This is a genomic window from Rhodovulum sp. HP10 (assembly GCF_047553435.1).
Classification (GTDB): domain Bacteria; phylum Pseudomonadota; class Alphaproteobacteria; order Rhodobacterales; family Rhodobacteraceae; genus Rhodovulum.
In genome coordinates this window covers 2,443,498-2,465,164 of record NZ_CP180201.1, presented here as the reverse complement: position 1 = coordinate 2,465,164, position 21,667 = coordinate 2,443,498, and the positions used below count along the sequence as shown (strand labels likewise).

14 protein-coding genes are annotated in these 21,667 nt (G+C 70.8%); 4 read left to right on the top strand and 10 right to left on the bottom strand.

What is annotated here, in order from left to right; genetic code table 11:
- Positions 1-2 precede the first annotated feature (2 nt).
- Genes ACK8CO_RS11475 through ACK8CO_RS11460 form a run of 4 tightly spaced genes read left to right on the top strand, consistent with a single transcriptional unit; the run spans position 3 to position 5,028 of the window.
- Positions 3-995 (top strand): FecCD family ABC transporter permease, encoded by a 993-nt coding sequence (locus ACK8CO_RS11475; RefSeq protein WP_414896711.1) that lies wholly within the window; start codon positions 3-5, stop codon positions 993-995.
- The gene (locus ACK8CO_RS11470; RefSeq protein ID WP_155774207.1) at positions 992-2,032 is read left to right on the top strand and encodes a FecCD family ABC transporter permease; all 1,041 of its coding nucleotides are present in this window, start codon (positions 992-994) and stop codon (positions 2,030-2,032) included. Before ACK8CO_RS11475 ends, ACK8CO_RS11470 begins: the two co-directional genes overlap by 4 nt.
- Before the next feature lie 33 nt (positions 2,033-2,065).
- A complete protein-coding gene (locus ACK8CO_RS11465; protein WP_414896710.1) occupies positions 2,066-4,168 on the top strand; it encodes a condensation domain-containing protein in 2,103 nt (700 codons plus the stop codon).
- 38 nt (positions 4,169-4,206) lie between these two features.
- Positions 4,207-5,028, top strand: a complete 822-nt coding sequence (locus ACK8CO_RS11460) for an ABC transporter ATP-binding protein (protein WP_414896709.1) — start codon at positions 4,207-4,209, stop codon at positions 5,026-5,028.
- Here the strand turns inward: ACK8CO_RS11460 and ACK8CO_RS11455 are convergent, their stop codons facing one another.
- The 10 genes from ACK8CO_RS11455 to tssM form a co-directional block, all read right to left on the bottom strand.
- Positions 5,029-6,837 (bottom strand): ABC transporter ATP-binding protein, encoded by a 1,809-nt coding sequence (locus ACK8CO_RS11455; RefSeq protein ID WP_414896708.1) that lies wholly within the window; start codon positions 6,835-6,837, stop codon positions 5,029-5,031.
- Complete coding sequence (locus ACK8CO_RS11450; RefSeq protein ID WP_414896707.1) at positions 6,834-8,708, bottom strand: ABC transporter ATP-binding protein; 1,875 nt, start codon at positions 8,706-8,708, stop codon at positions 6,834-6,836. The genes ACK8CO_RS11455 and ACK8CO_RS11450 overlap by 4 nt, the downstream gene beginning before the upstream one ends.
- Before the next feature lie 537 nt (positions 8,709-9,245).
- Positions 9,246-10,139 (bottom strand): hypothetical protein, encoded by an 894-nt coding sequence (locus ACK8CO_RS11445; protein ID WP_414896706.1) that lies wholly within the window; start codon positions 10,137-10,139, stop codon positions 9,246-9,248.
- A 179-nt stretch (positions 10,140-10,318) separates the two neighbouring features.
- On the bottom strand, positions 10,319-11,404 hold the full coding sequence (locus ACK8CO_RS11440; RefSeq protein WP_414896705.1) for a hypothetical protein: 1,086 nt from the start codon (positions 11,402-11,404) through the stop codon (positions 10,319-10,321).
- Positions 11,337-13,085: a hypothetical protein gene (locus ACK8CO_RS11435; protein ID WP_414896704.1), complete on the bottom strand. Its 1,749-nt coding sequence runs from the start codon at positions 13,083-13,085 to the stop codon at positions 11,337-11,339. The genes ACK8CO_RS11440 and ACK8CO_RS11435 overlap by 68 nt, the downstream gene beginning before the upstream one ends.
- Positions 13,085-14,338, bottom strand: a complete 1,254-nt coding sequence (locus ACK8CO_RS11430; RefSeq protein ID WP_414896703.1) for a DUF4123 domain-containing protein — start codon at positions 14,336-14,338, stop codon at positions 13,085-13,087. Before ACK8CO_RS11430 ends, ACK8CO_RS11435 begins: the two co-directional genes overlap by 1 nt.
- Positions 14,339-14,521: 183 nt before the next feature.
- Positions 14,522-16,570: a protein kinase domain-containing protein gene (locus ACK8CO_RS11425; RefSeq protein ID WP_414896702.1), complete on the bottom strand. Its 2,049-nt coding sequence runs from the start codon at positions 16,568-16,570 to the stop codon at positions 14,522-14,524.
- Positions 16,567-17,346 carry a PP2C family protein-serine/threonine phosphatase gene (locus ACK8CO_RS11420; RefSeq protein ID WP_080618241.1) on the bottom strand — a complete coding sequence of 260 codons (780 nt, stop codon included), beginning with the start codon at positions 17,344-17,346 and terminating at the stop codon, positions 16,567-16,569. The genes ACK8CO_RS11425 and ACK8CO_RS11420 overlap by 4 nt, the downstream gene beginning before the upstream one ends.
- On the bottom strand, positions 17,343-18,032 hold the full coding sequence (gene tagF / locus ACK8CO_RS11415; protein WP_414896701.1) for a type VI secretion system-associated protein TagF: 690 nt from the start codon (positions 18,030-18,032) through the stop codon (positions 17,343-17,345). Before tagF ends, ACK8CO_RS11420 begins: the two co-directional genes overlap by 4 nt.
- A complete protein-coding gene (gene tssM / locus ACK8CO_RS11410) occupies positions 18,029-21,667 on the bottom strand; it encodes a type VI secretion system membrane subunit TssM (RefSeq protein ID WP_414896700.1) in 3,639 nt (1,212 codons plus the stop codon). The genes tagF and tssM overlap by 4 nt, the downstream gene beginning before the upstream one ends.

Genomic DNA, 21,667 nt, shown 5'->3' with positions numbered 1-21,667 from the left:
CCATGGTCCGCGGCTCCCGGATCTGGCTGACCCTCGGCCTGCTGGCGGCGGTGACGCTGGCCAGCCTGTTTTTCGGCCCGCGCCAGATCGCGCCCGATGTCACGCTCGAGGCCCTGCTGCGCTTCGACCCGGCCGAGGGCGCGCATCTGCTGGTGCGCGACCAGCGCCTGCCGCGCGCCCTGCTGGCGCTGGTGGTGGGGGCCGCGCTCGGGGCGGCGGGGGCGATGATGCAGACGCTCACCCGCAACCCGCTGGCCGATCCGGGGCTTCTGGGGGTCTCGGCCGGGGCGACGCTGGCCATCGTCTGCCTGATCGCGCTGACCGGGCGGATCGATATCGCGGGCTCGCTCTGGGCCGGGATCTTTGGCGCCGGGCTTGGCGGCGCGGCGGTCTTCGCGCTTGGCGGCATGGCACAGACCCGCGATCCGGTCCGGCTGGTGCTGGCGGGGGCGGCGCTCTCGATCGTGCTGCTGACCCTGACCCGGCTTGTCACCGTCAATGTCGAGGCCCATGTCTTCGACCAGTTCCGCCACTGGGCGGTCGGCTCGCTGCAGGGGCGCGACTGGCAGGTGCTGGGGCCTGCCGCGACCCTTGTCAGCCTTGGCGCGCTGGCCGCGCTGGCGCTTGCCCGTCCGCTCGACGCACTGGCGCTGGGGCAGGATTTCGGCCAGAGCCTCGGCGCCGATCCGCGCCGGATCTGGCTCGCTGCCGCCGGCGTCATCGTGGTGCTGGGCGGCGTGGCGACGGCGGCCGCGGGCCCCATCGCCTTTGTCGGCCTCTCGGCCCCGCATCTCGCACGCCATATCGTCGGCCCCGCCCATCGCGGGCTTCTGCTGGCCTCGATGATCCTCGGCGGCGCGCTGGTCGGCATCGCCGATCTGGCCGGACGGGTGATCGGCGGACCGAGCCAGATCGATGTCGGCATCATGGCCGCGCTGATCGGCGGGCCGGTCTTCGTGGCGCTGGCCCGCCGGATGCGGATGAACGCGCTGTGAGCGGGGCCGCGCATATCGTCTGGCGCTGGCGCGGCCTGTCGCTCCGGAGCGGGCGGCGGGCCCTTTGGGTCAATCTCGCGCTGATGCTCCTGCTCGCGGCCGGGGCGCTGGTCTCGCTGCGACTGGGGCGGATCGCCATCGGCCCGGCCGAGATCTGGCAGGTGCTGGCGGGCGAGGCGCCGTCGCGGATGCTGGCCCATGTGGTGATGGATATCCGCCTGCCGCGCCTCCTAGTGACGCTGGGCGCGGGAGCCGCGCTGGGGGCCTCGGGCGCGATCTTCCAGACGGTGTCGCGGAACCCGCTGGGCTCGCCCGACGTGATCGGCTTCACGGCGGGCGCGGCCAGCGGCGCGCTGGTCTGGATCATCGGCTTGGGCGGCAGCGGAGCGGGCGTGGTGCCCGCCGCGCTGGCGGGCGCGATGCTGACCGGGATCTGCGTCTACCTGCTGGCGCGCAAGGACGGGCGGGTCGGCGCCTACCGGCTGGTCCTGACCGGCATCGGCGTCGGCGCCGTCCTCAGCGCCCTCAACGCGCTTCTGCTGGTGCGCGGAGACCTCGACGCCGCGATTTCCGGCAATCTCTGGCTCGCGGGCTCGGTCGAGGGCCGGAGCTGGGGCCATGTCTGGCCGCTCTGGCTGGGGCTGGGGCTTTTGATGCCGCCGCTTCTGCTGGGAATGCGGCCGCTGGGGCTGATGACCATGGGCGACGATCTGGCCGGCCCCCTGGGCGTGCCGGTCGAGCGGGTGCGGCGGTGGATGCTGGCGGGCGCGGTGACGCTGGCCGCGCTGGCCACGGCGGCGGCGGGCCCCATCGCCTTCGTGGCGCTGGCCGCGCCGCAACTGGTCCGGAGGCTCGCCCGCATGCCCGACCAGCCCCTGATCGGCGCCGCGCTGATGGGGGCTGCGCTGATGCTGGGCGCGGACCTTCTCAGCCGCCTCGCCCCTTGGGGCGCTATCCTGCCGATCGGCCAGGTCACCGGCGTCATCGGCGGGCTTTACCTGATCTGGCTGCTGACCCGCAAAAGACGGCGGGGATAAGCGATGCACCCCGCCCATCAGGAAGGACAGACCATGACCGCCCACGGCCCCGACCATGCCCTGCACACCCGTCCGTCCCGGCCCGCCGAGGGACGGGCCTGGCTGGCGCATCAGCAATCCGACGAGGGGCTCGCCCCCCGGATCACCCAGGTTGCACTGCCCGATCACGCCGAGCCGGGCGCGGTGGCCGTCGCCCTGGCCGGGCGGCTGGCCGGGCGGGCCGAGCTGACGCGGCTCTACCGCTTCGACGAGGCGTGCGGGCTGCTGGTGACGCCCGGCCGGGGCCGTCCCGACCTGCGCCTCCGCTGGGCCGCAAGCGCCGACGGGATCGGCCCGGTTATCGACAGCTGCGCTGGCGCGCCCTGGGATCTGTCGCACGAGCCGCCCCTGCGCGTCGTGCTGGTGCTGGCCCCCGGCGCCACGCGGCTGGCCCTGATCCGCCATCCGGTGGCCGACGATCTGCCCGACAGCGCCGCGCTTTTGGCCGAGCTGGTCCCCGGGGCGCAGCCCGCATCCGAAACCGGGACCGGGGACGCCATCGCCCGGCTCATCCTCGCCGAATTCCGCAGTGCGCTGGAGGCGCCGCAGATGACGGCCGATTGCGATTTCTTCGACATGGGCGGGCATTCGCTGACCGCCACCCGGGTCATCGGCCGGCTGGCCGCGACCCACGGGATCGAGCTGCGCCTGAACGATCTCTTCCTCCACCCGACGGCCGCGGCGCTGGCCTCGTTCGCGCGCCGAACCGGGCCCGGCACCGAAACGGCGCCCGACCGCTGCGCCGACCCCGCAGGGCGGGCGCCGCTTTCCCTTGCCCAGGCCTCACTGTGGAAGATCTACGCCGCACTCGGCTTCGGTCCGATCTTCAACATCCCCTTCGTCCTGCGCTTCCTCGACCCGGTCGACGAGGCCGTCTTCGCCACCGCCTTTCGCGACGTGATGGAACGTCACCCGGCGCTGCGCAGCCGGTTCGCCGACGGCCCGGGCGGGGTCTTCCAGGAGGCCGTTCCGATGGAGACGGTCGACCGCATGGGCTGGTTCAGGCCCTCGGGCGATGTCGAGGATCCGGCCCCGGTCCTGACCAGCGAGGCCGCCCATGATTTCGACCTGGCCCGCGAGCTGCCTGTCCGGCTCCGCTTCATCCGGACCGGCGAGGGACAGCTCTTGTCCTTTCTCTTCCACCACATCGTGCTGGACGAGTGGTCGGTCAACCTGATGATGGACGAGCTCGCCCGCGCCTATGCCGCCCGCGCCGCGGGACGACCGCCGCTCTGGGCCGCGCCCGCCGCGCCCTTCCATGCCTTCGCCCGCAATCAGGCCGCCCGGGGGCCCGATCCGCGCGCCCTGGATCACTGGCTGAATGCGCTGCGCGACGCCCCGCCGCCCTGTCCGATCCGCCGTCCCGATGCCCCGCCCCTGCCCGCGCCCCAAGGCCCGGATGCCGCCAATGACGCGGGCGGCGCCTGGTGCGAGATCGCGCTGGAGCCCCATGTCTCGGACGGGCTCTATGCCCTGTCCAGGGCCTGCTCGGCCTCGCTGTTCAACACCGTCTACGCGGCGATTTCCGTGGCGCTGCAACGGCTGGCGGGGCTCGACGCGCTGACCGTCGGCACCTCGGCCTCGGGCCGGACCGATCCCGGTTATTTCGACACGATCGGCTATTTCACCACCGTCACTGCGCATTGCCTCGGCGCGCCGGGCCGGTTGACCCCACGCGCCCTGATCGGCCGCGTGCGCGACATGATCAACGGCTCGCTGCCCCATTGCGAGATCCCCATCGACCTGGTCGAGGAAAGGCTGTCCGACGGCACATCCGCCCCCGGCGCGCATATGTTCGAGGTCTTCATCCAGATCCATGCCCGGAACGCCCTGAACGGCGTGCTGGAGGGCCCCGACGGCCCGGTCCGCTTCCGCCAGGTGGACCCGGACAAGACCGACTCGGTGCTGGGGCTGCAATTCGAGGTGGTCGAGGACGTGATCGGCGGCGAGCGGGGCCTGCGCATGATGATGAGTTATCGCCACGCCCATTACAGCGCCGATGACGTGGCCGGGCTGGTGGCCGCCGTCACCCGCACCTGCACCGCCTTCGCCGGCGAGGGGGCCGCCGACCGGCCGCTCGACGCCCTTCTGTCCTGACCCCAACCGCGCCCGCGCCAAGCCAGCCCGAGGTTCCCATGACCCGACCCGATCCCCGCCCCTTCCTTGCCGACACCCCCGCGACCGCGCCCCGGCTGACCGCCCATGCCCTCGGCCTCAGCTATGCCGGCAAGCCGGTCTGCCGGGACATCACGCTGAAGGTGCCCGAGGGCCGCGTCTCGGTCATCCTGGGGCCGAATGGCTGCGGGAAATCGACCCTCTTGCGCGGGCTCTGCAACCTGCTGCCGCCACAGAGCGGGCGGGTGCTGCTCGATGGCAGGGACATCGCCCGGATGCCCGCGCGCGCGCTGGCCTGCCGGGTGGGGCTGCTGCCGCAAAGCGCGCAGGCGCCCGCCGGCATTACCGTGGGCGATCTGGTGGCGCGCGGCCGCTATCCCCATCAGGGCCCGTTCCGGCAATGGAGCGCAAGGGACGAACGGATCGTCGCCGAGGCCATGGCCGCCACCGGCATCGCCGATCTGGCCGGGCGCGATGTCGACGCGCTGTCGGGCGGGCAGCGCCAGCGGGTCTGGATCGCGCTGGTGCTGGCGCAGGAAACCCCGATCCTGCTGCTGGACGAGCCCACGACCTATCTCGACATCGCCCATCAGCTTGACCTGTTGCGCCTGCTGCAGCGGCTCAACCGCGAGCGCGGGCGCACCATCGTCGCGGTGCTGCATGACCTGAACCAGGCCTGCCGCCATGCCGACCACCTGATCGTCATGGCCGAGGGCGCGCTGGTGGCCGAGGGCACGCCGCGCGATCTGATGACGCCCGAGCTGCTGCGCCGGGTCTTCGGACTCGATGCGCTGATCCTCGACGATCCGGTCAGCCACACGCCGCTGATCGTGGCGCGCTGATCAGCTCGCCACCGACCAGCGCTTGCGCGCACCCTGCGCGGCCCACATCCGGGCATAGCGCCCGCCCTGCCCGATCAGCGCCCCGTGGCGGCCCGCCTGGGCCAGCCGCCCGTCCTCGATGACCAGGATCTGATCGGCCCCGACGATGGTCGACAGCCGGTGCGCGATCACGATCACCGTCTTCTCAGCCACCAGCGCATCCAGCGCGCTCTGCACCGCCAGCTCGCTTTCGGTATCGAGCGCCGCCGTCGGCTCGTCCAGCACCACGATGGGCGCGTCCTTCAGAAGCGCTCGCGCGATCGAAATGCGCTGACGCTCGCCCCCCGACAGCCGCCCGCCGATCTCGCCCAGGGGCGTGTGCCAGCCCTGCGGCAGCCGCTCGATGAAATCCAGGCATTGCGCGGCGGCGGCGGCGGCGCGGACCTCGTCATCGCTGGCCTCGGGGCGGCCCATGCGGATATTGGCCAGGACCGTGTCGTTGAACAGGTAGACGTCCTGGAACACGACCGAGACCAGCCCGTCGATCCGGTCCGCCGGGATCTGCCGCAGATCGACGCCGCCGATGGTGACGCGCCCCTTTTGCGGATCGAAATGGCGCAGCAGCAGCCGCGTCAGCGTGGTCTTGCCGCAGCCCGAGGGCCCGACCAGCGCGGTCAGCGAGCGTTCGGGCAGCACCGCGTCGAAATCGCGGATCGTGGGGCTTTCGGCATTGGCATAGGTGAAGCTTACGCCCTCGAACCGGATCTCGTGGCTCTCTGGCATGGCGGGCGGATCCATCTGCGGCGCGGGCCGGATCGCCATCAGCGCCGCGATCCGTTCCAGCGCGGCCTCCATCACCTCGAGCATGGCGGTATAGAGGATGAAGGTCGAAAGGGGTTCCGACAGGCGCACCACGATCACGAAGACCGCGCCCAGGGCCGCCGGATGCAGGCTGCCCGCCACCACCAGCCAGAGCCCCACGCCAAGCACCGCTACCAGCCCCAGCTCGACCACGCTGGCCACGATGATATTGGGCTTGGCGCCCTTGCGATGGCCGAAGATCTGGATGTCCTCGAGCTTGCGGAAGGTGGCCGAGAGCCGCTCGGCCTTCTCGCCCGCCCGGCCCACGGCGCGCAGGATCGGCAACCCCTGGGTATATTCCAGAACATCGGCGCTGGCCTCCTGATGGGCCTGTCCGAGGATGCGCTTGCCCCGCCCCAGTGCCGGGCGCCGCCAGCGGTAAAGCGGCACGATGGCCGGGAAGACCAGCAGCAGCAAGAGCCCCAGCCGCCAGTCGAACAGCAATATCCCCAGCGCCGCGCAGAAGGGCGTCACCACCGCGGTGAAGACGAGGTTCAGCACCGTCAGCGCATAAAGCAGGTTCTCGTCGACATTGCCCAGCACCATCGAATTCAGCTCGCCCGCGCGCCGGTCCTGCAGCTGTTCCAGCGGGATCTCGCGCAGCTTGGCGCCCAGACGGCTGCGCAGCCGCCAGGTCGCGCGCACCATGCGCCCGTCGAAGTCGAAGCCCTGCGCGACCCAGCGCAGCGCCGAGGCCGTGCCCATCAGGACGACCATCACCCCGAACCAGAACAGCGCCTCGCCCAGCCCCGGCCCGGTGGCCGCTGCCGTGAACAAAGGCGCGATGGCCGCCAGTCCGAAACCCTGAAGCGCGGCCGCCGCGATCAGGCCTGCCAGAGCCCGGCGCAGCCCCGGTGCGTCCTCGGGCCCGACGCTGTCGGCCAGCTGGCGGAAGGTGGTTGCAAAGGAGGTGGCGCCGGTCTTTCCGGACTTGCGGGGGGCTGCCCCGGCTTTTGCTGTCGCGTTCATCGGGCCACCTCCTCGGTCACCGGAGCCCGGGCCGCGCCCAGCGACCAGGTCTGTGCCTTTTCGTAATTCTGCCAGAGCCTTGCATAGGTTCCCCCGGCCTCCAGCAGCGCGTCATGGCTGCCCCTTTCGGCGATCCGGCCCCGCGCGAAGACAAGGATCTGATCGGCATCGCGGATCGTCGCCAGCCGGTGCGCCACCATGATGACCGTGCGCCCGCGCATGAGTTCCGACAGCGCCGCGATCAGCTCGGCCTCGTTTTCGGGATCGGCAAAGGCCGTGGCCTCGTCCAGCACCAGTAGCGGCCGGTCCTGCAACAACGCGCGGGCGATGGCGATGCGCTGGCGCTGGCCGCCCGACAGGAACACGCCACGTTCGCCCACCGGCGTGTCATAGCCCTGCGGCAACGCGCGGATGAACCCGTCTGCCTGGGCCGCCCGCGCCGCCGCGATCACCTGCTCGTCGCTGGCATCGGGGCGACCGATCCGGATATTGCCCGCGATGGTGTCGGCGAAAAGGAAGCTCTCCTGGAAGACGAAGGCCACCTTTTCCAGAAGATCGTCGGGGGCAAGCGCCCGGATATCGGTGCCGTCAAGGCAGATCCGCCCCGCCGTGACATCCCAGAAGCGCGGGATCAGCCGCGCCACCGTGGTCTTGCCCGCCCCTGACGGCCCGACCAGCGCGGTTACGCTGCCCTGCGCCACCGCGAAGCTGACATCCTGCAAGGCGGGCGCCAGATCCGGGCCATAGGCGAAGCTCACACCCTCGAAGCTCAGCGCCGAAGGGCCTTCGGCGGCGTCCCTGGGGCTGGCGGCGGCCAGATCGGCGCGCCGCTCCAGCTCGGGGGCCTGCATCACCTCCTGGATCCGGGCGATGCTGAGCCCGACCTTCTCGATCATGTGGCGCAGCATCATCATCGGCATCATCGCCTCGGCCATGCCGGTGCAGATGAGAAGCACCCCCAGCCAGCGCGACATCCCGAGATCGCCCATGGCGGTCAGGATCAGCCCCGCGCCCAGCACCAGCGTCAGGGTCGGCATCGGGCTGAGAACCAGCCAGGAGAACCGCGCCGGGAAGCCCGCCGCGCGATACCAGTCGAGCATCACCTTCAGATAGCCGTCGAGCGCCGCCTGATAGCGTCCGAAGCTTTGCTGTCCGCTGTCGAAATTGCGCACCACCGGCATTGCCTGGACATATTCGACCACCGCCGCGCTGACCTTCTCGCGGGCCGCGTTATAGGCCCGGACCATGTCGCGCCGCCGGCGCTGCGCCCGCGTGAGAATGCCATAGCCCAGTCCCAGCACCGCCAGCGCGACCAGCGCCAGCCGCCAGTCGAGCCAGAGCAGCAGAGCCAGCGTCACCGCAGGCGTCACATAGGCGCGGGCATAAAGCGGCGTGCTGTCGGCCACGAAGACATGCAAGGCCTTGACGTCGTCATGGATCACCTTGGCCAGCGCGCCCGCGCCCTGGGCCTCGACATAGCCCAGAGGCACCCGCGCCAGCCGCGCGGCCAGCCCGTTGCGCAACAGGCGCTCGAGCCGGAAGGCGGCGTAATGGGCCTGGTTGAAGGCCCCGAGCCGCGCCACATAGGCCCCGATGGTGCAGATCGCGACGCCCGCGAAGGTCCCCCAGGGCACGCTGCCCGGCGCCGCGACCAATTGCCCGACCGCCGTCATCAGAAGGACCATCACCGCCAGCGTGAACAGCGCCGAGCCGGCCGAGATCGCCATCGCCAGCCAGATCCGGAAGCGCACCGGTTTCAGGATAGCCCATGGGGAGACCCGCCTGCGCCTTGCGGGCGGCGCGTCCTGTGGGGAAATCTCGTGCCGGAACCTGTCCTGCCGCGCCCCGAGGGCCTGTCCATCCATCGCCATATGCCTGCCTTGCCGTCGATCTGCTTGTGCTGGCTGAAAGCCTGACGGGCGGGCTTGTGGCTGGATATCGGGGCAGACAATGGAGCCCCGGACGGGGAAATTCAAGCCTCCCGGCCCGGGCGCGTGCGGGGCCTTGCGCAGGGCCTTCCACATCGGCAGCCGGGGCAGGGTTTCCGGCAGGGGCCGTCATCGGCGCGACTGGCCTGCCACGCATTGCCGGGCTGGCGGCTCGATATCCCGGGCTTCTGTTCCAGCCCGGCCTTCATGGCGCCGGCGGCCATCCCGGAGCGGTCGATCCTCCGGGGCGAGACCTGATCGGCGCAGGCGTGCCCGTCCCCTTCCCGGCGCCGATAGGCAGAGCCCCCCGGGGTCGCGCCCGAAGGATCTGCCCCCGGATGGGCTGGGACCGGAAAACCTGTCCTTCCAGCTCATCCCGGTTTGAGATCTTGGAAGGTTGCTCCCTGTTCGGGACCGGACCCAATCGCCGGGCTCGAACCCGAGCCTCACAGGAAGGAACGCGCCTTCCGGATTTCACAGCTAGAGATCGATATTCATGTCCCGCGAGAAGCAGGCCAGGAACGGGCTGCCGGGACGGCGCGCGAAATAGAGCGGCAGGGCCGACAGCACCTCGCCGCCCGCATCGGTCGCGGCAACCCGGCGGTCCGAGAATTCCACGAGCCGCCGGTCCGAGCCGAAGGCCAGCGTGGCGCTCCGCGCTTCCTGGCGCGACAAGAGCGGCACCATTCCCGCGGCACGCTCCGACGCCCAGGGCGCCCGGGCCAGGATCGTGTCGGCCGCCGCCCCCGCATCGGGTTTGCCCCAGATATGCGCCATCCGCGCCAGATAGGGCCCCGCGATCTCGACGAAGCCCTCGCGGTCGCGCCGCTCGACGGCCTGATGCAACCGCGCCATCGCCTGCCACAGCGCGTCGCGGGTTTCGCCGTCATCCTCGAGCGGCTCGGTCCCGGCCCAGGCCACGTCGCCCAGCGGCGCATCGTCGATCCGGAACTCGACCGGAACGATCCGCGTGAACTCCCGCGAGGGCTTGCCGTCGCCGAACCAGATCGTGAAGGGCCGCTCGGCCTCGGGTCTGGGCCGCGAGATATTGCCCAGATCGGGCTGCACCGGCCGCCCGCTGAACACGGTCAGGGGCTCGGATACCAGCCGTTCCTCCTCCATGCCGTAGCGCGCGTTCAGGAGCGTGGCCTCGCCCAGGCGCCCCTGCGACAGCTGGATCTGCACCGAGACCTCGGGCGTGGGCGTATAGCTGCGCTTCTCGACATCGAGGGGTTCATAGACCACATCCAGCCGGTTCGCCCCGTCGCGCAGCAGCTCGGTCGCCGGGAAGGAAAAGACCAGATCCCCGGGGCTGGCATGCAGGATCGTCGGCGCGCCGTTCAGATAGACCTCCAGAACCGCATGATGCCCCATGCAGATCAGGGAATAGGCATTCTCCGCGGGCGCGGGGCCCGCAAGAAGCCGCGACGCGCTCCCCGGAAACGCCGCGAGGCCAATCGCAGTGGCGAGGAAATGGCGACGTCCGGCCTCTGACGGGCCGCGTCCCGGTGCGGTCGGCCCAGGCGGGGCGGCAAAGGCCGGAGCGGCAGGCTTCACTTCATGTGCCGCGAGAAACTGACGAGGAACGGGCCGCCTGGTTGACGGGCGAAATAAAGCGGAAGCGCCGCAAGGAAATCGCCCTCGGCATCCAGCGCCGTGACCCGGTGATCGGCAAAACAGGCAAGCCGCCGGTCCGATCCGAAAAGCAGCGCCGCGCCCCTGGCCTCTTCTCGCGACAGGAGCGGACGCAGGCTGGCAACCTTATCCGACGCCCATGGCGCGGAGTCGAGGATCATTGCCGCCGCCGCGTCCGCATCGGCCTTACCAAGCATGTAGGCCAACCGCGAAAGATACGGCCGGGCGATCTCTACCAAGGCCACGCGATCCTTTCGTTCCACTGCCCGATGCAGCCGCGCCATAGCCTGCCAGAGCGCATCGCGCATCCCGGGCGTATCGGTCAGCGGCTCGGTTCCGGCCCAGGCGACATCGCCCAGCGACGGATCGTCGACCTGAAACTCGATGGCGAGGATCCGCGTGTATTCGGGACGCGTGGCGTTGCCCTTGCCGGACCGGATCACGAAGGGCTCTTCGGCCCCGGCACGGATCCGAGAAATGGTGCCCGCATCGCGGCGCACCGGAATCCCGCTGAAGATCTCCGTCTCGCGCGGCGCGAGCCGGCCCTCGTCCATATCGTAGCTGGCATTGAAAAGGATGGCAGGCTCCTGCCGTCCCTGCGCCAGTTCGGCCTGGATCGCGACATCCGGGTTGGGGGTGTAGTTGCGCTCCTCGGGATTGAGCGGCTCATAGGCGATGTCGATCCGGTTCGCGCCATCGCGCAGGAAATCCGGCACGAAGAACGTCCAGGCCATGTCCTTGAGCGAGGTGTGAAGCGCCGTCGGAGCGCCGTTTACGTAAAGCTCGACCGTCGCGTTCCGGGCGAAACAGGAAAGCGTGTAATTGTTTTGCGGTGCAGAAGTCATGTTGTCCTTCGCCATCAGGATTACGGGAGTGCCAGACGTTGCGGCGGCACCCAGAGCGGATGCCAGAAAGCGTCGCCGGTTCGGCCCGGTGTCATTTCCATCCATCTTCCTCTCCCTCCGGCTCCATAAGCTCCACGACGACATCTGGTTCGGCAGCATTCGTCGTCGCCGTCACACTGTCCTTGGTCGATGTCGAAGAGACGGTGCTTTGCCCGAAATGATCAAGGCTGTCCTCGGATTCCTCCGTCACCGACATTTCGAACTTGGCATAGGCCCTGAGTATGACCCCCTCGAAATAGTAGAGCCGCTCGGTCTTGCGGCCGCCATCGGCGCTGCGAATGACGCGGCCGCCGAAATGCCAGCCGGTGCTGACTTCTGCTCCGGCGGAGGCCTCGGCCTTGAAAAACCACAGATCCGCGTCGAGACGGGCGGCAGCCTTGATCTTGCCGGTGATCTTGGCCTTCGCGGTGAAGGTATGCTCGATCTCTTCCAGGCGGGCCTCCCAGTCATCGGCATTGCCGATGGTGAGGCTGGCGATATCGCCCATGCCATAGATCAAATCGCCTTCGCCGGCGACCTTTATGAAGCACTCGGCGCTGGCCGAAACCGCATTGCCCGGATTGGCCAGACGCCGCCGGATCTCGGGGCCCCTGGGGAAGCGCGACAGGAACAGATCCAACAGGTCCATCCTGCCGGTCACCGACAGCCCGTAGGTCACCTCGCAGCCCGACAGGGCCAGCGCCAGATCGGGCGAGGCCTCCTTGCCCTTCAGCTCGAGATTGCCGATCTTCAGCCCCAGCCTGAGCTCGATCCCGATCGACGAGCCGAAGGCATCCGATTGCGGCGCCCGCAGCGCATCCGGCGAACCCGATTCGCCGGCCAGACCGTTCATCGCGTCCTGAATGTCCTCGATGAAGGAGATCAGCGGAGTGCTTTCGCCCTGCTGCTGCCGCTCCTGCGCCCGGGTCGGGGGCGCCTGCTTCTCCTCGGCCTGACCGGTCTTCTCGAATTCCAGGGTCTGGTTGCCGACCTCGCCGGTGATCTTCCCGGTCAGCTTGGCCGACAGCGTCGGCAGGCGGCTCGTGAAGATCTTGATGCCGACGCTGCCCTCGATCTCGGCCTCGAGCTTGGCATGGGGCAGCGGGCAGACCGTCAGCCCGCCGAAGCCCGCCCCGACGCATTGATTGGCCGCGGCCACCGGGTTGCGCTGCGACCGGTAGGTCGAGCTCTGGATCGCGAGCCCCATGATATAGACCGCCGTGATCACCTCTGGCGGCAGGATCTTGCCCGACAGCGCGGGCATCTGGAACGGCGTGGTGACGATCCGCTCGTCGCTGTCGGGAATGACGGAATTGTCGTCGGCGAAGTTCGAGGGCCGCAGCGAGGGCACGCCCGCCTTGCCCTGCTTGCACTCTTCCTTCCGGGTGATCTTGAGCTTGGCCTTGGCCGAGGGCTGGCCGCCATAAGGGTCCTTGCAGGTCAGGAACAGCGTGCGCGGGCCGTCCTTCTGCACCGGCCAGGTCACCTTGCGGCTGGCATCCGCGGCATCCTCGATCACGAATTCCTTGAGACAGCAGGGCTCGCCCGGGGCGCAGTCGCAGGCCGCGCCGCCATTGGCCAGATCGAAGGCCTCGGCCTCTTCCTGCGCGCGCAGCGCGTTGGCCTGTTCAACCGCCTGGTCGAGCTGCTCCTGCAGCATCTGGCGATGCCCGGGCGAGGTCTCGGCCGCGATCATCGGCGGGTTCATGGTCAGCGTGTTCAGCATAAAGGGCGGCTGCGGCATGTCGGAGCCCAAAGCCCAAAGCAGCGCCTCTTCGGCATTCATCGTCGTTCCCGCCATCATCCCTGTCCTGTCCTGAGTGCCGGCGCGGCCAGGCCCGCGCCCCCGCGTTCGCCAAGCGCCAGCGCCAGCCAGCGCAGCAGCCGGTCCTTGCGCTGGAACGGCAGCGCGCGGCGATCTTCGAGGATCTCTGCGGCCCGGCGGTCCCTCTCGGCGAAATCGACGCCGAAGAACAGCACCGCACGGGCCAGCGCGCCGACCTGCGCCCGCGACGGCATGTCGTGGAGTTCGCCCAGCCGCATTGCCTGGCTGGCGGCTTCGAGGCAGGCCTCTGGGCCCTTGTCCTGCCCGAGCGAGCGGTAAAGCCCGCGCGCCACCGACTGCGCGGTGCGCTGCCGCTTGAGCCGGTCGAAGCGGGCGAATTCGGCCTCGGTCACATGCAGATTGCCCGGCGCCACCGCCCGCCCGCGCGGCGCCAGCCGCAACAGCCGTCCCTGCAGCGTCGCCGGGTCGTCGAGCGGCCCGACCCTGGCGCCCGGCAGATGCGCGGCCAGCGACAGCTCGGCCGAGAGCGGCAGGAAGAAGCGCTGCACAGGCGCCGCGAAGCCCGCGAAACGCGCGGGCTCCAGCGCCTGGGCCATGTCCGACATCACCCGCGGGTCGTGAAAGCGGAAATACAGCGGCGCCGCCTCGCGCCCGGGCAGCCAGGCCATGGTGTAGCGCCGGAAATGCGCCCGCAGCGCCATCGCCCCGGCCTGGCTCTGGAAGCAGATCCCGGCATGGCTGTCGGGCGCCAGCGCCATCAGCGCGCGGCTGACCGGATCGCGGCCCGACAGCGGCACCAGCCAGGGCGCGGCGGCCTGCCGCTCGGCATCGGGCGTGGCATAAAGGCAAAGCGCGCCCTGCGAGCTGTCGCGCACAAGTTCCAGCGCATCGGGCCAGCAGACCGGGTCGATCAGCGCCCAGGCCGGGCTCGGCCCCTCGAACAGCGCAGGCCAGCCGCATTCCGCGAGATCGAGCGCCCTCAGCCCGACCGCCTGCGGCCGCTCGCGGCTCGGGGCCGGGCTGTCGAGAAAGACCGGACGCCCGCGCCCGAGCCGGAGGCTCAGGGCCGGATCGAGCGGAAGGCTCTGCGGATCGAGCGGCTCGAAACTTGTCATCCGGTAGCCCTGCCCCAGCAGCGCCTCGGCGACATGCGCCCTGAATTCGGGATGGTCCGGCGCGCGCATCGCGACCTGTCCGCCGACCTCGGCGGCAAGCCGGTCGCGGGCGGTATAGCGGGCCAGCAGAAGCGGGGCGGACAGACGTGTCACAGCTCCACCCCCGACCGGCAGACCGCAGCATCGGACCGCCGGTTTTCGTTTGAAACGAACAGCATGGTTCTCACTCGTTACAGTCGGGCCAGTACGGCGCAACGGCAACATAGAGGCATTCCAAGCAGCAGCAATCGCCACGGCCCGGATTCTCGGCGAGATCCTGCCGGTGCGATCCGGAAACTACCCGTCTTCCGCCGAACCCGGCGGCAGCAGTTGCAGATGCGCCAGCGCGGCCCCGGCGCCGCCGCCCCGCCCGGCGATTTCCTCCAGCAGGGCCGGCAGAAGCTGCGCGGCGGGGGTGCCGTCGGCGGCGGTCGCGGCCGCCGCCAGCGGCCGGGTCGCGGCCACCGCCAGCAAGAGCTGCGGCGCGGCGGGGGCGCCCTCGGGCAGGCTCAGGCCGAAGCGCAGGCTGCCATCCGGCCCGATCCGGTCGGTCAGGTCGTAGACCGCCCCGTCGGGCGCGACCAGCGCCACCCAGACCCGCGCCGGACCCGGCGCCGCGACCGCGGCACGCACCTCCGCGCCGCTCGCCACCTGCTCGGGCGTGGCCGACAGGACCGGCAGCGGGCCGGGCCGGGCCTGAAGGCTGCGGGCGAAATCGAGCACGGCGCATTGCGCCTCGCTCACCGGCCGCTCGAGCACCGCCGGGCGGCTGCCGAAACGGGCCTCATAGGCCGCGGCCAGCGCTGCATTGTCTTTTCCCTTGCCTTCGGCCGCCCCGCCGCGCCCGTAGCGCTCGACCACACCGGCGCGCGGCCCGGTCTCGACCCTGGTCAGATAGCTGCAGGGCCCGCCGTCCCAGGCGGCCAGGAACCCGGTCCGGCCGGCCTCCTGGCGCGGCGGCAGCCGGGCCTCGATCCCGGCCTCGGGGCCCTGGCCGGGTCCGATCAGCCCGGCGCTCCAGCCATACCAGCCAGCCGCGCCCAGAAGCGCCAGGAACACCGCCCCGAGCCCGCCGATCAGCCGCAGCGCGGCCCGGTCGCGGGGCGGCTCGGGCGCCGGCTCCGGTTCCGGCTCCGCCCGGGTCGCGCGCGCGGCCCCCGGCCGGCCCAGCCCCGGCGGCAGGGTCAGCCCGCCGGGCACCGCCGCGCTGGGGCCGCCATAGCGCGGCGGCAGCAGATGCGGATGCTCGATCAGCCGCAGCACCTCGTCCATCGAGGCCGGGCGCGCGGCCGGGTCGGGCTCGAGCATATGGGTCAGGAGCGGCCGGAGCGCGGGCGAGACGCCGGACAGGTCGGGCACCCTCTGGCGGCGCTCGGCCGCCTCCTCGATGCTGTTGCCCATCGGCAGCGCACGGCCGGACAGCGCCGCCCCCAGCAACAGCGCCAGCCCGTAGATATCGGTCTCGGGGCCGACATGGCCGCCGAAATGGCCAAGCTGCTCGGGCGCGACATATTTCAGCTTGCCCGCGAAGGTGCCGGGCGCCTCGTCCTCGGACAGCCGTGCCGAGCGGGCGATGCCGAAATCGATCAGCCGGGCCTCGGCCACCGCGCCGCCGGGCAGCATCACGTTGTCGGGCGACAGGTCGCGATGGATCACGCCATAGGCATGGGCCCGGGCCAGCGCCCCGGCAAGCCGGCGGATCAGCGCCTCGGCTGCGGCCGGCGGCAGCGGCCCCGAGCGCGCCATATGATCCGAAAGCGTGATGCCCTCGATGAATTCCATCACCAGGAAATAGCGGTCGAGCGCATGGTCGTGGACGTAGTTGTAATAGCGCACGATGGCATCGTCGGCGAGCTGGCGCAGCATCCGCGCCTCGCTGCGGAACAGCGCGCCCGCGCGCGGATCGGCGGCCAGATCCGGCAGGATCGCCTTGATCGCGACCGGATCGCCGGTGCCGATCTCGACCCCGCGATAGACCGAGCCCATGCCGCCCGAGCTGAGCACCCCCACGATCCGGTAATTGTTGTTGATGACGGTTCCGGCCGAGAGCATCGGCACGCGGGGCGCGGCTTGCGCGGCGCCTGCACCTGCTTCGGACGGCGCAGGGGAGGCCGAGATGCGGGTCACATCCTCCCCGCCATGCGCGCCGCCCCCGCCCGGCGCCACGAAGGCGGTGCGCTCGTCGTCCGCGCCTGCGTCTCCGGCCGCGTCCGGCGGGACGGACAGGCGCGTCCGCTCGGGCGCATCCTCCCCGGCCGCCGCAGGCGGGCAAGAGACCCGCGTGAGGTCTGGCCCGGGGCCGGCATCGTCCTGCCCCTCCTTCCGCGGCGCCTCGGGGTCGCTCATAGCGGCGGTGCCGTCTTCTCGTCATCGTCATCGCCGCTGCGGCAGGCCAGCACCACGGCGGTGACATTGTCGCGCGCGCCGCGCGCCACGGTCTCGGCGATCAGCGCGTCGCAGGCGGCCTGCGGCGGCAGATCCAGCAGGATATCGGCGATCTCGGCATCGTCCAGATGCTCGGTCAGCCCGTCCGAGCAAAGCAGGAACTGATCGCCCGGCGCGATCTTGCCCGAGACGATGTCGCATTCGGGTTCCGCCCCGACCCCGATCGCCCGGGTGATGACATTGCGCCGGGGCCAGGTCTTCGCCTCTTCCGGCGTGATCCGCCCCGCCTCCAGCGCCGCGCGCAGCTCGGTATGGTCGCGGCTTTGCTGCACCAGATGGCCATCGCGCAGCAGATAGCCCCGGCTGTCGCCGCACCAGACCACGGCATAGCCGTCCTCATGGACCAGCAGCGCCGCCACGGTCGAGCCGATCGGCCCCGCCGCCAGCTCGGCCGAATAGGCGCGGATGCGCTCATTGGCGCGGATCAGCCGCTCCATGAAGCGGGCCTGCAGATCGACCGCCGAGACGGGCAGCCCGGCCCCGGACAGTTCGGCGACGATGGCCTGGCTGGCGAACTCGCCCGCCGCATGCCCGCCCATGCCGTCCGCCACCGCCCAGAGCCCCAGATCGGGCCGGGCGATCATGTCATCCTCGTTGATCTCGCGGCGGCAGCCGACATCGGTCGCCATCCCGGTCTCGAGCAGGAACCAGCCGTTCCAATGCGCCTCGGGCCTCATTGCCGTTCTCCCGTGTCGCAGCCATCGGCGGCCACCCCCGCCAGCATCCAGGCCAGCGCCCGGGCCTCGGGCAGCCCGGTTCCGGCCAGCCATTGCGCGGCAGAGCGCTCATTGCCCGGGGTCCAGAACTGCGCCCGCACAAGGGCGGCCCGCTCGGCCTCGACCGGGCGCGCCGCACGCAACAGCGCGCCGAGATCGCCATCGGGCCGATGCGCCCAGACCACGGGGCCTTCGGATGCGCGCTCGGCCGGCTCGGCCTCGATGGCAAGCTCGAGCCCGCGCAGAAGCGCGCGCGCCCCGTGCCCCGGCTCTGCCCGGTCCAGATGCGCCGACAGCGCCTCCCAGAGATCCTGCCCGCCCTCGCCGGCGGTCGGCGGCGCCACCTCGGCACCCTCGGTCAGCAGAAGCAGCGGATAGCGCCGCCCGACCCGGTCGCGCGAGGGCCGCAGCACCCCCGCCAGCGTCCGGCCCAGAACCGCACGCCCGACCCGGAAGCGCAGCTCCTGCGCCGCGTCCCAGAACGGCTCCCAGTCCCGGCCAAGCTCGTCGCGCAGCTCGGCCAGCGTGGCATCGATCCAGCCGGTCAGCCCGTCGGCCACGCGGTCCGACAGCCCCGCGCGCAGGAAATCGCCATAGCCCGGATGCTTGCCCAGAAGCCCGATGCTTGCCCGTCCCGCCCCGGTCATTGCCGCGCCTCGACCGAGACCGGACAGCTGAATTGCGACAGCTCGGGCATCAGGAAGGGCACCGTCGTCGAATCGAAGGAGAAGCGATAGGTGATCGAGCGCCCGCCGACATCCTGGGTGACCTCGACCGAGGTGCCGTTCACCCGGCTCCGGCCCGTGCGCAGGAAGGTCACGATGTCCCAGCGGCCGGCATCGAAGCGGATGCCGTTGGGCCGCCCCGATTGCTGCGGGAACAGCGCCAGCGACACCCCCGATCCGGGGCCCGGCCAGCTGAGTTCGCCCGGGGTCGAGCCGGGCTGGGTCCGCAGCTCAGAGCCATTGATCCCCAGCACCGCCAGATTGACCGAGGGCGAGGACGAGATATGGGTCACCGCCATGTCGACCCGCGGCTCGGAGGCGCCCGAGGCGAAGAAGGCCATCCGGATCGCCTCGATCCGGTCGAAGGCCTTCAGCAGATCGGGCGAGAGGCGTTCGCCGATGGCGCTGCCCGGGATCGGTTCCAGCCCGTCGGGGCCGCGCGTCACATGCGGCTGCAGATAGGTGGTGAAGAAGCGGTCGGCCCGTCCCCCCGGCGCGAAGAACTGTCCGAAAATGGCGGGCGAGACATGGCGTCCGCCCTCGGTGAAGGGGAAATAGGGCTCGATGAACTCGCGGCAGAAGGCGCCCACCTCGTCATTCATCGCCCGCTCGATCTGGCCGAGGCTGGCATCCTGCGCCTCCGAGCGGAACTCGGCCTCGACCGCGTTCAGCATCCGGCCGAGATCGGGCGGCAGGGCGCTGTTGTTCATGGTCAGCGCCGACAGCGTCTGGCGCAGCAGGGTCTCGTCGGCGGGGCTGGGGGCCAGCGCGGCATTGCGCCGGTTCTCGCGCAGCGCGGCGAGATTGGCCAGCACCGCATCGATGGGCCGGGCGCCGCGCTTGCCGGTCAGAAGCCGGTGCCAGTCGGCGAAATCATCCGAGATCCGCTGCACCTGGGCCCGCTGCGAGTCCTCGGACACCGCACCCGCCCGGGCCTGGCTCTTGCCCCGGACCTGAACCGCATCCAGAACCACGCGCTGGAACACGCCCGAGCGCGAATAGATCCGCGAGAAGACCGCGTCGCCCATGTTCCCCGCCAGATCGCCGCCCGCCGCGGCCCTGGCCGCATCCTCGGGCGACATCGCGTCGATCTGGTCGTAAAGGCGGCTCAGCCGGGTCTGGCGGCCGACTTCCTCGACCAGCCGGGCCAGCGGCGAATCGACCGGCGAGGCAGCGGCGGCGAGCGCGTCATAGCGCGGCGGATCGGCCGACATCGGCGCCATCGTCAGCCGCGACAGCAGTCCGGTCCAGGCGGCATCGAATTCCTGCCGGTAACGGCGGTGCAGGTCGCGTTCGAGGCTGCCCAGCTGGCGGTCGTAATCGACCCGGTCGGCGGCCTCGCCCAGCACCCAGCGGTCATCCTTCAGCCGCGACCGGGCATTGGCAAGCTCGTCGAGGAAGAAGCCCCAATAGCCCTCGAAGGTATAGAGCCCGGGCAGCGACAGATCCTCGAGCGGCGTTCCGTCGGTGGTGGCCAGCACCCGCCCGACCTGCCCGCCGATGGCCTCGGCCGGGGCAAAGGCCGGCAGGCCCGAGGTCAGCGCCCGGTCGCTGATCGAGGCATAGGCCTGATCGGCCAACGGCAGGGTGACGATGGCGTCGCGGGCCTTGCGCACGATCTCGGGGTCGATGCCGATGGTGATCCGGCGGTCGCCGTCCAGATCGAGCATGGCCTCGAGATGCTGGCTCAGCTCCTCGCGCAGCCGATACTCGCCCGGAGCCGAGAAGCGCGCCCGCCAGATCTCGTCGAAATAGGCCGCGACGACGGCATCGTCCTCGGCGCCGCGCGCTCCGCCCTGCCCGCCCAGGAGCAGATAGACCTTGAGCGCCCGGTAGATCGCGGCGGTATCGTCCTTTGCAATCAGCTGCGGCAGGCTGTTTTCCAGCGCCAGGATCAGCCGCGGCCGCAGCATCCGCTCGAGCCCGTCGGAATAGGCGCGGTCGGCGGCGGCGTGAAGCTCGTCATGGCGCGACAGGCCCAGCCCCTCAAACAGGCCCGGACGGCGCGGATCGACATAGCCCGCGGTCATCTGCCGAAGCCGTTGCAGCTCGGGCAGCACCACCGAGGCATCGGGATCGTCGATGACGGTGCGCGCCAGTTCGTTGCGCGCCGCGTCGCGATAGGCGGCGGCATCGGCATCGGCGGCGGCCAGAAGGCTGGCATTCTGCCAGAAGCTGTAGCCGAACCCCGCCATGCCGCCCAGCGTGACCGCCGCGATCAGGCCCATCGCGGCACTGCGCAGGATCTGGCGGCGGCGCACCGCGCGGCGGTCGAAGCCGACCCAGTCGCGCTCCTCGAAGATCACCTTCTTGAGCAGGTCATGCAGGAAATAGCTGCGCCCCTTGCCCGACAGGAAGGCGGGCTGGAAGGCGGCCTCGTCGCCGCCCTTTGCCATCGCCCCCAGCACCTGGTCGATGGGCGTGCCCTCCTGGGTGCCCGAGGTGAAATAAAAGCCCCTCAGGATCGCGTTCGACTGGTAGCGCGTCGGCGCGAAGACCCGGCGCAGGAAGTCCGAGACGGTGTCGCGCAGCATCGCCATCTGCCCGGGCAGCCCGAAGATCGCGATCCGGGCCGCACCGTCGGGCTCTTCGGTCATGCGGTCGCTGACCTCGTCCGAAAGCCGCGCCACCAGCGCGTCGAATTCGGCCGGCACCAGCTCGCAGGTGCGCGCGCCGCGATCGCGGGTCTGGAAGGTGGTGCCCCAGACCAGCCGCCGCCGCGACTGGCTGAAAGAGCCGAAATATTCCCTGAAGCCCGAGATCAGGTCGGCCTTGGTGAACAGCACATAGACCGGCACGTCGATCTTGAGCGTCTCGTGCAGCTCGGCCAGCCGGCTGCGCACGGTCTCGGCATGGCGCGCCAGATCGGCCTCGGAGGCGGCCATCATGTCGGCCACCGAGAAGGCCAGGATCACGCCATTCACGGGCTGGTCGGGACGGCCCTTCTTGAGAAGCTGCAGGAACGAGGTCCAGCTCGCGCGGTCGGCCTCGGCATCGCTGTCCTGGGTGGTATAGCGCCCGGCGGTGTCGATCAGCACCGCCTCCTCGGCGAACCACCAGTCGCAGTTGCGGGTGCCGCCGAAGCCCTCGACGCCCGAACTGGGCCCGTCCCGGCCCGGAAAGCCGATGCCCGAATTCGCAAGCGCGGTGGTCTTGCCCGCGCCCGGCGGGCCGATGATCACATACCAGGGCAGATCGTAGAGCGCGCTCTTGCCGCCCGAGCGGCGCAGCTTGGCCAGCGCCTCCTGCATCCGCTCGGCCAGCACCCGGCCATCGCCCGCGGGCTCGGCCATCAGGCTGTCCTCCAGCGCCTCGGCGCGTCGGCGGCGGCGCAGCCAGCCCAGCCCATAGACCAGCCCCAGCGTGCCCGCGATCAGCGCGATCAGCCCGGCGCGGAACCAGACCGAGGCCAGGAGCGCCGATCCGGTCATCGGCAGCCCGAACCAGATCGCGGCGCCAAGCGCCACCAGCCCCAGAACGATCAGAAGGACGCGCATCCAGCGCGCCCGCCACATGGCGGCGAAGGCGGCGCCCACCGCCCGAAGAGCTCTTCGCAT

Coding starts and splice junctions, on each gene's coding strand:
- ACK8CO_RS11445 (WP_414896706.1), bottom strand. CDS start 10,139: ATGGGGCATCATGCGGTTCTGGAGGTCTATCTGAACGGCGCGCCGACG.
- ACK8CO_RS11475 (WP_414896711.1), top strand. CDS start 3: ATGGTCCGCGGCTCCCGGATCTGGCTGACCCTCGGCCTGCTGGCGGCG.
- ACK8CO_RS11450 (WP_414896707.1), bottom strand. CDS start 8,708: ATGGCGATGGATGGACAGGCCCTCGGGGCGCGGCAGGACAGGTTCCGG.
- ACK8CO_RS11420 (WP_080618241.1), bottom strand. CDS start 17,346: ATGAGGCCCGAGGCGCATTGGAACGGCTGGTTCCTGCTCGAGACCGGG.
- ACK8CO_RS11425 (WP_414896702.1), bottom strand. CDS start 16,570: ATGAGCGACCCCGAGGCGCCGCGGAAGGAGGGGCAGGACGATGCCGGC.
- ACK8CO_RS11465 (WP_414896710.1), top strand. CDS start 2,066: ATGACCGCCCACGGCCCCGACCATGCCCTGCACACCCGTCCGTCCCGG.
- ACK8CO_RS11455 (WP_414896708.1), bottom strand. CDS start 6,837: ATGAACGCGACAGCAAAAGCCGGGGCAGCCCCCCGCAAGTCCGGAAAG.
- ACK8CO_RS11440 (WP_414896705.1), bottom strand. CDS start 11,404: ATGCTGCCGAACCAGATGTCGTCGTGGAGCTTATGGAGCCGGAGGGAG.
- tagF (WP_414896701.1), bottom strand. CDS start 18,032: ATGACCGGGGCGGGACGGGCAAGCATCGGGCTTCTGGGCAAGCATCCG.
- ACK8CO_RS11435 (WP_414896704.1), bottom strand. CDS start 13,085: ATGGCGGGAACGACGATGAATGCCGAAGAGGCGCTGCTTTGGGCTTTG.
- ACK8CO_RS11460 (WP_414896709.1), top strand. CDS start 4,207: ATGACCCGACCCGATCCCCGCCCCTTCCTTGCCGACACCCCCGCGACC.
- tssM (WP_414896700.1), bottom strand. CDS start 21,667: ATGCGAAGAGCTCTTCGGGCGGTGGGCGCCGCCTTCGCCGCCATGTGG.